Below are 10,732 nucleotides of genomic sequence, written 5' to 3' on the forward strand. Positions count from 1 at the left end.
CGCCCGTCCACTCATGACGGGCGGGACGCCCATCCCACAATAACAATTAAAATTGTAAGTTATTTAATTCGCGCTCCAAATGAGCGTTTCACGGAGTGATAATCGCTTTGGGCTACATACATATTTGGCCACTCATCTACTTATTTAGGAATAGGTTTTTCCCGAAATTGTGCGTGGGATATCAACATATAATACTTATAATGACTAATCACAATTTAGTAAAAAAGTCAATACAGTTTCATCAATTCCCTTTAGTTTCAAAGGCTTATATTTAACAATGCGATTTTCCTCCACATAATCTGCAACCGCCGCCGAAATTAGCACCGTGTTTGGTTCCGTCACCTCTTGCAAGCGGGCGGCAATATTCACGCTCGGCCCGATCGCAGTATAATCCGATCGATCGGGGCCGCCAAACATCCCCACCACCGCAGTACCCTGGTGAATTCCGCAGCGAAACCGCACCGGAGGGACGCCATTTTCCCCAACAATTCCCTGCTCCAACCAGCCCTTGTTAAGCTCCTTGAGAGCTCCCAGCATTTGCCCCGCAGCAGCCACAGCGCGGCGTACTTGCTCATTAGGCGTTAATTCCTCCGGCGCGCCAAAGAAAGCCATTACCGCATCTCCAACAAACTTGTCCACCGTACCGCCACTGTCAAAAATAGCCTTAGTCATTGCCGCCAAATATTCATTTAACAGCTCAGCTACCCGGCGCGATCGCAGCGTATTTGCCATTTGAGTAAAACCGACAATATCGCTAAACAAAATAGTAATCAATCGCGGTTCCGGGCGCAAATCCAAGGCCAAATCTCCAGCCGCTGCGGCCTTCACCATCGCCGGCGGCAAAAATCGGCGCAGCACCGACTCAGTTAAATAACTGTTCAACTGCTGCACTCGCCGCTCGTTTTGTTTGAGGGCGATCAAATTCCGCACTTCCGCCAACAATTCTCGATCGTTAAAAGGCTTGGACAAATAAGCATCCGCACCCCGTTCTACTCCTTCAATTCGAGTATCTTCGTCGGCTTTAGCAGTCAGCAAAATTGCCGGAGTTCCCTGTAATTCCTCATCCTCTCGAATCATCTTAATCAAATCCAAGCCCGAAATCAAAGGCATCATCAAATCCGTTATAATTAAATTAGGGCGACGTTTTTTAGCCACGGCAAATCCTTCTTCTCCGTTGCGGGCGAGCAAAACTGCAAAGCCGGCATCTCGGAGAATTGCTGACACATAAAAGCGCAAATCTGGATTGTCGTCCACCACCAAAACCGTTCCCACTGCTGTTTCCGATCGGACAGGTTGGAGCGACTCAAAGTTATGATTTTCAGCCTCATTTTCTGATAAATCCGCCTCCACATCGGCCAGTTCCACCGCAGCTTTCGATGAGTGAAACTCCGCAGGTATTTCTAGTACCTGTTCCGGGGGCAAGTGCGTCGAACCAAAGTGCAGCCAAACGGTAAAAGTAGTACCTTCGCCGTAAACTGACTCAACTGAAATTTGACCGCCGTGGAGTTCGACTAATTCTTTGACAAGTGCCAAACCTAAACCGCTGCCTTCGTAGGAACGACTAGCTGAACCTTCGGCTTGGTGAAATCGCTCGAATAAATAGGGAATTTGTTCGGTGCGAATGCCGATACCCGTGTCTTTTACTTGCAACAAACAGTGAGCGCCGGCAGATTCAACTTTCAGGGTGATAGTTCCGCCTTCTGGGGTGAATTTAACAGCATTTGATAGCAGGTTGTAAATAACTTTGTCAAATCTTTCCAAGTCCAAATAAAGTAAAGGACATTCTTGCAGTTGGGTAATTAAGTGCAGTCCTTTTTTCTCGCAGTAGGCGCGGAACGACTCTGCGGTAGAGTAACAGAAACCGACCAAATCGCAGGGGCGAAAACTCGGCTGCATCCGTCCGGCATCTAGCCGCTGCAAGTCCAGCAGTTGATTTACCAAGCGCAGGAGGCGGCGGGAATTACGCAAAGCGATTACGGCTTGTTCGTAGGGTAAGTCTTCTTTACGCCTGCAAGCTGATTCCAGAGGGCCGATAGTTAGAGTTAGAGGCGTGCGGAACTCGTGGGAGATATTTTGGAAAAATTCGGTTTTGAGCCGATCGGCTTCCAGAAGCCGTTCTGCCTGCTGTCTGGTAGTCTGGTAGAGGCGCGACTGCTGCACGGCTAGAGCAGCTTGAGTTGCGACTATTTGGGCCAGGTCAATATCTGAGATGTTCCAGCGGCGGATGCTGTGATTTTGGCGCAGCGAAATGCTGCCGATGATTTTGCCTTCTGAGAGCAAGGGAACGACTAACAGGGCGCGGGCTGGCGATCGAACTTGCAGTTCTGTAACATTTAATTCGGGGTGTTCGTCGAGGTCTTCGATCGCCACCGGCTCTTTTGATACCATAACTTGCAACAACAGCGGATTGCCCCGAATCGGCACCAAAGACTGTGGCAAAGAAGGATGGGCAAAAACCCAGGCGCGAGTGTTAGCAGCAGCATCACCAGAATCCGTCTCGTAGCCCAGAGGGTTCGCAACTAGCTCTGGATTATCAAGAAAACCCTGTTCTACAGCCACGGTATCCCTATCTGTGTCGTATAGCCCCACGCATTGGACGTATTCATCATCTTCTGTCCACAGAGATAGGGCGCAGCCGTCAACTTGCAAAGCTTGGCCGAGTTGTTGAGTAATGGCTGCAAAAATATTTTGGGGATCGAGACTCGATCGAATTGCCGTAGTAATAGTATTGACTAAGGCCTCGCGCTTGGCCAGCGCCCGCACCTGTTCGTAAGCCCGGGCTTGAGAAAGCGCCAAAGCCGCTTGGTCTGCCACCGTAATTACCAACTGTACCTCGTGGTCTTGCCACTGGCGCGGTTCCTCAAACTGATGCAGCGCCAAGACTGCCATCAGTTCGATTTTGTAAAATAGCGGTACGATCAAGCTGGATCGAATATTCGCAGCTTCGTAAGCCTGCTTTCGCTGTGGATTATCCCAGTTTAAAACTCGATCGTCAGTTTGGGCATCTTGAATCACCTCCACATCCAGAGTTTCCCAAACCAAATCCGGCAGCAAATCCGGGGAGAGTTCGGCAGCAGAAGCATCACCGGGCGTGACTTCCTCATCGCCCCCCACACCTTTAGTTTCTGCCTTCTGGTAAACGAACCACTCATCGGCCACCCGGCCGTCTTGGAACGGCCGCAGCAGACAGCAACTCACCTCAAACATCTGCCCGACAGTTTCCACAATTCTTTGCAGCATTTGCTGGTAATTGGGAGCCGATCGGATAGTATTGGTAACGGCATAAAGCAGCGATTCTTGGCTCAAAGCACGGCGCAGTTCATTGGTGCGCGTTTTCAGAAGATTGTGAGTCTCAACAGCTTGACTAACAAGATTGATCAGCTCTTGAGCATCCCAAGGCTTGGTAACGTATTTGAATACTTTGCCAGCGTTAATAGCTTCTACTAAATCTTCAACATCCGTATAGCCAGTTAAAATAATCCGGATCACGTCGGGGTATTGAGCCGCCGTCAGGCTGAGAAACTCCGTACCGCTCATTTTTGGCATTCGCTGGTCAGAGATAATCACTGCTACTTCTCCCTCTTTTGCCAAAATTTCGAGAGCAGCGGGGCCAGATTCGGCTCTGAGCACTTTATAGTCTCGATGGAAGGTGCGGTAAAGCAAGTCGAGGTTATCCGGTTCGTCATCGACTATCAGAATTTTTAGCTTAGGATTTTCTTGGGAATTCATGCACCGTTCTCCTGTGCCCCGGGGCTGTTCGATTTAATAAGTCTGATTAAAGGAAGAATTCGCCGATTTAAATTGCTGAAGTCATACCATTTTCGATTCTCGACCTTCGATTTTCGATTGCGAATGACTCCTGACATAAGGATTGGGAGTTTGCCTAGGTCGCCATTATTTTGGGAAAATGGTATCACAATAATTCGTGAATATGAATTTGTTGTAAGTATGCCGAGGCAAGCATCAACCTTGATTTTTGATGTCTGGGTTTTCAATTCGGAATTCTTCTGAGCCACAGTTATCTGTCGTGCACCCCAATTTTATTATTCAACGATCTTCACATAAACTCGTCTCCCGATAAATTTCTTTCACCCCTTACCTTGAGGCCGCCGGAGATCAAACACAAATCTGGCCATTTTAACTGCCGTCTGGATATCTCAGAATACAGAGGAATAACCGTCTTGATTGTGAGTTGATTAGCCAAATTTATGTTTGCTCCTGCCTCCTGGGAATATTTTATTTGGTATGTGAAAGCTGCCTGCAGCAAAATACTATAGACAACCAACATCTTCGCCTGTGTTTTTTCCCACAAGTAATAGCAACTTTAACAGTCAGCCAAGGATAGCGACCACCATCGGGCCCTGAACCCCTGACTGATATTCGGGGGTGGCCCACAGACCACAGAGGTGTCTGTGGGAGTGACGCAATTGCTGTACCATTTTAGTTAGACTTGCACTTTTTTCCCCGATATCGGCATTTTTTGTGCGTCCTGCAGGCCAACGCCCAAGCTAATTACTGCGGCGAAACACCGCAAGTTTGAGCATCCATCTGTTAATCTTAGCTAGGGATGTACTCTGTGGAAACCGATCGGTCGATTTTAGATTTTAGATTTTAGATTTTAGATTTACTCCACAGATGAATCGGGGAGCTTGAACTAGGGTCTAAAATTTTGATCTCTCCACGACGAGTGTCGGTGGCTTGTATCTGTTTTTGGGCAGGGTCAATCAGCTCGATCGAGGTTTTGAAGGTCTCGCGCGCAGCAGAGTATCGAACCGACGGGGAAAACCCCTGCAGACTGTTTCCAGGCATCCAAATTTAAATTGGACGTTGGAAAAGTACCAAGTAGCTCAACAGGTAAGGCCGGTTCGATTGGGGACGGGCGATGGATAGCCCAGAACTGCTGAAAGCTGGGGTGCCAGGCCGGGGGGCGGCGGGGAACATCCGACGCGCCAGCGATCCCAGTGTTAGTATGGTCAGTCGTTGAGTTTTTCAACTACCGCTTGACGGATAAATTATATTCGATCGGGTATTTCAATAAGCAGAGAGCGGTAGGATTTCGGGAACCTGACGTTAAAACCTTTGTGATTGTTTTTAATACCTTGCCCGCTAAGCTGTCGCGCATTTAATTTGTAAGCTACCGTTTACTTAAACTCTTGTGATGCCGGCAGAAAGCCAGGGATCGAGCTTCAATTTAAAGGCAAAATAGCTGATCCACAAATCTACTATTAGGGGATGAGTTTTATTTTTTCATAACTAGAGTATTAAATGCTAAAAATTTTCCATTTACCTCAAATGCTACTTAAAGTCCATCGCCAAAAAATGTAATTTAATCTGGCAAATAAACTATGCCTATAAGTTACGTTATAAGAGCAGTATAACATCAGTGAATTTTCTAAGAGGGTAGCTTAGAAACCCGCGTAAAAAAAATTAATATAGTGGCCTGGCATTGTGAATCCTTCATTTTTTTCCTCACCATCTCACCAACAACAAACTCCCGGACTTTCTGGTTTTTCGATCCGAGTCGCTGCGCCCAACGACTTAACGCAGCTAGCGGATATTTTAGCCATGAGCTTTCACTCCCGCGAGGGGTTTGTAGAATGGGTGTATCCAGTGTTGCGTTTGGGCATTTACGAAGATTTAAAAAATCGACTGCGTTCTAAAGCAGAACATTACATTTGTCTGGTTGCTGAGCTAGTCTCGCGCGAGGAGGGAACGCAGAATTATAGGGCGCACCGAGATCAGCGCATAACAGGAACAGTAGAAATGGCTCTGCGTTCTCGCTTCCCTTGGCAAATCCCTAGTTCTGACTATCCTTATTTGTCGAATTTAGCCGTTCACCCGGAGTACCGGCGGCAGGGAGTTGCTCAACAATTGCTCAGCAACTGCGAGGAGACAGCCAAAGAATGGGGATTTTCTGAGATTTACCTCCACGTTCTGGAAAATAATCACGCGGCGCGACAGTTATACTATCAGGCCGGCTATCGCTTGCAACAGGTGGATTGGAATTGGACTGGTTGGCTGTTGGGCCAGCCGCGCCGCCTGTTTTTACGCAAGCAGATTCCGCTATCCTAAGCTAAGTATTTGAATTGATTATGGAGAATTGGAGCTTCGCCAAGAAAAAGGAAAAAATAGCTATCCGTGTATCTTTTACTTCCAAATTGTGAATCAATGGAATGGCAATGGGGAATTAGTGATAAATTTTAGTTGGCTCTTAAGCCCGATCGCGCAACACAATAAAATTAGGAATGAGAATTAAATAACTTCCACTCTTGAAAGTGGGATGGGCCTAAGAGCCCGTCCAAAAAGGACGGGCTCTTAGGCCCATCCCACAACAGTCATGAAAAGTGGATTTTATTTAATTCTCATCCCTTATCGGCCTGTATCAGCGGTAAAAAAAGAGAATTTCTTCACCGCAGATGACAATAGATTCACGCCGATAAAAATAAGAGATTTATGAATAATCCCCAGGCTAACCGATTTGATGTTATACCAAATCAGGCTTGAATACACATTTATTTTTTAGCATTTTAGAGAGGGACAAAAGGCAACTGTAAGAGCGATGTCAAGGGCCGATCGCTACAAAGTTTCTAACCCGGATTGAGTATTGTGAGGAACGCCACAGAAGTTCTAATCTGCTGTGGCGTTTTGTTCGCCAGAACAGGAGACTTTCGCCGCCAATTCTAGAGCTCAGAGAGATTTGGTAGGAAATCCGAGGAGCCGATCGCCCCGTTAACCCCAACCAGATTTGCTAGAACCCGATCGGTTCCTGCTACTAGCAGCAACGTACCGTTCGGAGTGGCGCTAAATTGCAACTGCTGGAAACTCAGGCCGTCGGTCAAAACCAACTTATCGACGCCTACCTCGAAGTTAATCACAGTATCAATGCCGCCATCAGCACTCAACACATATCGATCGCTCCCCATACCTCCAATTAAAGTATCCTCGCCCAAGTCGCCAAACAGCCAGTCATCTCCAGATCCCCCATTGAGAATGTCGTTATCTTTACCACCAATCAGAGTATCGCTGCCAGCATCTCCGTTGATAGTATCTTGGCCTTCATTGCCGTAGAGCAAGTCATCGCCCTCACCGCCGTTGACGCAGTCTTGCTGGCCGTTTGCGCCCACCGAGACACCCCGGTTATCAGCACGATCGCCATAGATAGTATCGTTGCCCTCGCCACCGCAGAGTTCATCGCTGCCGTCACCGCCGTAAATCGAGTCGTCACCCCGATCTCCGTGTATGAGGTCGTTAGCTTTACCGCCGTAAATCAAATCGTTGTCTTCACCGCCACTGATGGTATCGTCACCCTCATCGCCGAACAGCACATCAGCACCGAGGCCACCAAAGAGCAAGTCTTGGCCGCCAGCATCTTGAGCTCGACTTCGAGCACCACCGTACATGGTGTCGTCGCCACTGTCGCCAACCAGCGTATCAGAGCCAAGTTCGCCCCAAATCAGGTCATGATCTTTGCCACCCCAAACACAATCATTGCCTTTACCTGCTTGCACCGTATCATTACCATGGCCGCCGCCGATGATGTCATTGCCACTGCCACCAAAGAGCAAGTCTTGTTCCCCGATATCCCCGATGGACTGGGAACTGCCACTGTCACCGAGCAAAGTATCGGCTCCTTCGCCACCGTAGAGAGTATCGGAGCCTAATTGACCGTAGATCAGGTCATTGCCTTTACCTCCGTAAGCGCGATCGTTATCTTTGCCTGCAACCAGGGTATCGTCGTCTTGTTGGCCGTGGAGGAAGTCGTCACCGAAGCCTCCGTAAAGCAAGTCGCGTCCCTGGGAGTCGCTGGCCCTTTGGTCGCGGATTCCCCCAAACAAGCTGTCGGAGCCGATGCCACCAAACAACGTATCGGAGCCGAGTTCGCCCCAAATCAGGTCATTTTCTTTACCTCCAAGGGCAATATCGTCACCTTTGCCGGTATGGATGGTATCGTCGCCCTCGTTGCCGTTAATGAGGTCTGCACCCTCGCCTCCGAAGATCAAATCGCGAGCATCGTCAGGACTCTGGGAGTTGTTCTCCCCGGTGTCTCCGAGAATCGTATCGGCACCTCGATCTCCAAACAGAGTGTCCGAGCCTAAGTCGCCGGCAATCCAGTCGTTCTGTTTGCCTGCAAATACGATATCGTTGCCCTCGTCTCCGTAAACAATATCGGTGTCAATGCCCCCAAAAATCGTGTCATTGCCTTCGTTGCCGTAAATTTCGTCCGCGCCGTCTTCACTTAAAAGCAGGTCATTACCTTCAAAACCGACAATTTTTTGGTTGCCTTTGGTGTCTACGATCAAGTCATCGCCGTCGGTTCCTTTGGTGGTTTGTCCCTCGGAAAATTGTGAAATAGGCCGGACAAATCCAACTGCAGGTGGTGGCGGCGGGGGCGCAAAGTTAATTCCCGGTTTTTCAATAATGGGCTGACACAAACAGTCGGTATCTGTTTCCCCGATCGGATTTGAGACGATCGGCGTGGGGGGCGTTGGTGTGGGAGTGGGCCCATCCGCCCCCAAGATAGCGACAAAAGTAGCGGGAGCGGGACTGATGGCACCGCTGTTGTCTGTGGCGCTATAGGTGAAAGTGGCTCCTGTAAAGTTGCCTGTGGCTTGCAAAAATAGTTGCTGTAACTGTTCTGGCGTCAGGACTTGACCTAGTGTGACGGGTACACCCCCGTTGGCTGGATCTCCTAAAAACAGGACTGCTTGGTCTGGTGAGGGCAGGCTGTTGATGGTGTAAGAGACGATCGACCCGTCGGGGTCACTTCCTCCCAATCCTGTGACTAACTGGCTGGTGTTGGGCGCGAGGCGGGAGTTGGCATTGTTGGCTAAGGGCGGTTGGTTGTCAGTTGGAAGTATGGCCGCGACAGTAGCGACAGCGGGACTGGATGCGCCGCTGTTGTCTGTGGCGCTATAGGTGAAAGTGGCTCCTGTAAAGTTGCCTGTGGCTTGCAAAAATAGTTGCTGTAACTGTTCTGGCGTCAGGACTTGACCGGGTGTGACTGGTACGCCCCCGTTGGCTGGATCTCCTAAAAACAGGACTGCTTGGTCTGCAGGAGGCAGGCTGTTGATGGTGTAAGAGACGATCGACCCGTCGGGGTCACTTCCTCCCAATCCTGTGACTAACTGGCTGCTGTTGGGGCCGAGGCGGGAGTTGGCATTGTTGGCAACTGGCGGTTGGTTGTCAGTTGGAGTTGGAGTTGTGGGAGTTGTGGGAGTTGGCACTATCAGTCCATCCACAGTAGCCGTAGCAGGGGGACTGATAGCACCCCTGTTGTCTGTGGCGCTGTAGGTGAAATTGGTTCCTGTAAAGTTGCCCGTTGTGAAGAAAAATAATTGCTGCAACTGTTGAGGAGTCAGGACTTGGCCGGGTGTCACTGGTACGCCACCGTTGGCTGGATCTCCTAAAAACAGGACGGCTTGGTCTGCTGGGGGCAGGCTGTTGATGGTGTAAGAGACGATCGACCCGTCGGGGTCACTTCCTCCCAATCCTGTGACTAACCTGCTGCTGTTGGGCCCAAGGCGGGAGTTGGTATTGTTGGCCAATGGCGGTTGGTTGTCAGTTGGAGTTGGAGTTGGAGTTGTTGGAGTCGGTGTGGGATTTGTTGGAGTTGGAGTCGGTGTGGGATTGGGGGAAACCGGCCGCAAGATAGCCGCGACAGTAGCGACAGCGGGACTGGTGGCGCCCCTGTTGTCTGTGGCGCTGTAGGTGAAATTTGCTCCTGTAAAGTTGCCTGTTGTGGAGAAAAATAGTTGCTGTAACTGTTCTGGCGTCAGGACTTGACCGGGTGTGACTGGTACGCCCCCGTTGGCTGGATCTCCTAAAAACAGGACTGCTTGGTCTGGTGAGGGCAGGCTGTTGATGGTGTAAGAGGCGATCGACCCGTCGGGGTCACTTCCTCCCAATCCTGTGACTAACTGGCTGCTGTTGGGCGCGAGGCGGGAGTTGGCATTGTTGGCAACTGGCGGTTGGTTGTTAGTTGGAAGTATGGCCGCGACAGTAGCGGTAGCGGGACTGGTGGCGCCGCTGTTGTCTTTCGCGCTGTAGGTGAAATTTGCTCCTGTAAAGTTGCCCGTCGTTTGGAAATATAGTTGCTGCAACTGTGCTGGAGTCAGGACTTGGCCTGGTGTCACTGGTTGGCCGCCGTTGGCTGGATCTCCTAAAAACAGGACTGCTTGGTCTGGTGAGGGCAGGGTGTTGATGGTGTAAGAGGCGATCGACCCGTCGGGGTCGCTTCCTCCCAATCCTGTCACTAACTGGCTGCTGTTGGGCGCGAGGCTGGAGTTGGCATTGTTGGCAACTGGCGGTTGGTTGTTAGTTGGATTTGGTGTTGGTGTGGGAGTTGGCGCCCCCGGCTGCAAGATAGCCGCCACAGTAGCGACAGCGGGACTGGAGGCGCCGCTGTTGTCTGTGGCGCTGTAGGTGAAATTTGCTCCTGTAAAGCTGCCCTTCGTTTGGAAAAATAGTTGCTGCAACTGTTCTGGAGTCAGGACTTGGCCTGGTGTCACGGGTACACCGCCGTTGGCTGGATCTCCTAAAAACAGGACGGCTTGGTCTGGTGAGGGTAGGGTGTTGATGGTGTAAGAGGCGATCGACCCGTCGGGGTCGCTTCCTCCCAATCCTGTGACTAACTGGCTGCTGTTGGGCCCGAGGCTGGAGTTGGCATTGTTGGCAACTGGCGGTTGGTTGTTAGTTGGAAGTATGGCCGCGACAGTAGCGGTAGCGGGACTGG

The 10,732-nt window shown here is 50.2% G+C and carries 3 protein-coding genes; 1 reads left to right on the top strand and 2 read right to left on the bottom strand.

The window, feature by feature from the left end; genetic code table 11:
* Positions 1 to 204: 204 nt before the first annotated feature.
* The gene (locus QUA88_RS15550; RefSeq protein ID WP_333052933.1) at positions 205 to 3,729 is read right to left on the bottom strand and encodes a response regulator; all 3,525 of its coding nucleotides are present in this window, start codon (positions 3,727 to 3,729) and stop codon (positions 205 to 207) included.
* Between the two features lie 1,719 nt (positions 3,730 to 5,448).
* On the opposite strand from QUA88_RS15550, the gene QUA88_RS15555 reads away from it, so the two are divergent.
* Positions 5,449 to 6,072 (top strand): GNAT family N-acetyltransferase, encoded by a 624-nt coding sequence (locus tag QUA88_RS15555; RefSeq protein ID WP_333052932.1) that lies wholly within the window; start codon positions 5,449 to 5,451, stop codon positions 6,070 to 6,072.
* Positions 6,073 to 6,680: 608 nt separating this feature from the next.
* Here QUA88_RS15555 and QUA88_RS15560 read toward each other — a convergent pair.
* A partial coding sequence (locus QUA88_RS15560; RefSeq protein ID WP_445300594.1) for an Ig-like domain-containing protein occupies positions 6,681 to 10,732 on the bottom strand: 4,052 nt, incomplete at its 5' end.

The organism is Microcoleus sp. D3_18_C2 (assembly GCF_036702395.1).
Classification (GTDB): domain Bacteria; phylum Cyanobacteriota; class Cyanobacteriia; order Cyanobacteriales; family Microcoleaceae; genus Microcoleus.